Annotated in this window: 2 tRNA genes and 1 rRNA gene; all 3 read left to right on the forward strand. The window is 51.8% G+C overall.

The annotated features are described in order from the left end of the window. Positions 1-103 precede the first annotated feature (103 nt). Positions 104-1,642: ribosomal RNA gene (locus OSH09_RS18240) — 16S ribosomal RNA — on the forward strand. 93 nt (positions 1,643-1,735) lie between these two features. Continuing rightward, positions 1,736-1,812 (forward strand) — tRNA-Ile (locus OSH09_RS18245). A gap of 11 nt (positions 1,813-1,823) precedes the next feature. Continuing rightward, positions 1,824-1,899, forward strand: a tRNA-Ala gene (locus tag OSH09_RS18250). Positions 1,900-2,172 lie beyond the last annotated feature (273 nt).

Below are 2,172 nucleotides of genomic sequence, written 5' to 3' on the forward strand. Positions count from 1 at the left end.
TCAAGTGCTCACAAACGAAAGATGAAGAATTACCTTGTGTAACTCTGAATTTTTCTTTGAGACACAATCGGTCTCGTCGCAAGACGGGACAACCACAGAGATTAAACTGAAGAGTTTGATCCTGGCTCAGATTGAACGCTAGCGGGATGCTTTACACATGCAAGTCGAACGGCAGCACGAGAGAGCTTGCTCTCTTGGTGGCGAGTGGCGGACGGGTGAGTAATATATCGGAACGTGCCCAGTAGCGGGGGATAACTACTCGAAAGAGTGGCTAATACCGCATACGCCCTACGGGGGAAAGGGGGGGATTCTTCGGAACCTCTCACTATTGGAGCGGCCGATATCGGATTAGCTAGTTGGTGGGGTAAAGGCTCACCAAGGCAACGATCCGTAGCTGGTTTGAGAGGACGACCAGCCACACTGGGACTGAGACACGGCCCAGACTCCTACGGGAGGCAGCAGTGGGGAATTTTGGACAATGGGGGAAACCCTGATCCAGCCATCCCGCGTGTATGATGAAGGCCTTCGGGTTGTAAAGTACTTTTGGCAGAGAAGAAAAGGTACCTCCTAATACGAGGTACTGCTGACGGTATCTGCAGAATAAGCACCGGCTAACTACGTGCCAGCAGCCGCGGTAATACGTAGGGTGCAAGCGTTAATCGGAATTACTGGGCGTAAAGCGTGTGTAGGCGGTTCGGAAAGAAAGATGTGAAATCCCAGGGCTCAACCTTGGAACTGCATTTTTAACTGCCGAGCTAGAGTATGTCAGAGGGGGGTAGAATTCCACGTGTAGCAGTGAAATGCGTAGATATGTGGAGGAATACCGATGGCGAAGGCAGCCCCCTGGGATAATACTGACGCTCAGACACGAAAGCGTGGGGAGCAAACAGGATTAGATACCCTGGTAGTCCACGCCCTAAACGATGTCAACTAGCTGTTGGGGCCGTTAGGCCTTAGTAGCGCAGCTAACGCGTGAAGTTGACCGCCTGGGGAGTACGGTCGCAAGATTAAAACTCAAAGGAATTGACGGGGACCCGCACAAGCGGTGGATGATGTGGATTAATTCGATGCAACGCGAAAAACCTTACCTACCCTTGACATGTCTGGAATGCCGAAGAGATTTGGCAGTGCTCGCAAGAGAACCGGAACACAGGTGCTGCATGGCTGTCGTCAGCTCGTGTCGTGAGATGTTGGGTTAAGTCCCGCAACGAGCGCAACCCTTGTCATTAGTTGCTACGCAAGAGCACTCTAATGAGACTGCCGGTGACAAACCGGAGGAAGGTGGGGATGACGTCAAGTCCTCATGGCCCTTATGGGTAGGGCTTCACACGTCATACAATGGTCGGGACAGAGGGTCGCCAACCCGCGAGGGGGAGCCAATCTCAGAAACCCGATCGTAGTCCGGATCGCAGTCTGCAACTCGACTGCGTGAAGTCGGAATCGCTAGTAATCGCGGATCAGAATGTCGCGGTGAATACGTTCCCGGGTCTTGTACACACCGCCCGTCACACCATGGGAGTGGGTTTCACCAGAAGTAGGTAGCCTAACCGTAAGGAGGGCGCTTACCACGGTGGGATTCATGACTGGGGTGAAGTCGTAACAAGGTAGCCGTATCGGAAGGTGCGGCTGGATCACCTCCTTTTAGAGCGAATGGCTCGCAAAGCGAAAGCGTCCACACTTATTGGCTGTTAGTTAATGTCATGACCATTGAAGGTATCGCCCACTGGTGATAGATGGGTCAGTAGCTCAGTCGGTTAGAGCACCGTCTTGATAAGGCGGGGGTCGTTGGTTCGATTCCAACTTGACCCACCAACGATTACCTCGGGGGATTAGCTCAGCTGGGAGAGCACCTGCTTTGCAAGCAGGGGGTCGTCGGTTCGATCCCGTCATCCTCCACCACCGCTTTTGTGGTTGGTAGTAGATATAGCAAGGTTCATGACAGAGTATAGGGCACAGGACAACAACGGTTGGCCTGGCGTTAGATTCAACGAAGAGTGTTCTTTTACAAGAATACTGCTCGTTGGGTTATACAACCCACGAATTGCTCTTTAACAATTAGGAAGAAGCACAACGAAGGTGTGTTGTCTAATAAACGCAAAGCGATTAGTCGCCTTGTGATGACAATACACGGGTTGTGATTGCAACAGAACAAATTATGTTCAACGAAAGTTC

This window comes from Alcaligenes parafaecalis, assembly GCF_026344135.1.
GTDB classification, from domain to species: domain Bacteria; phylum Pseudomonadota; class Gammaproteobacteria; order Burkholderiales; family Burkholderiaceae_B; genus Alcaligenes; species Alcaligenes parafaecalis.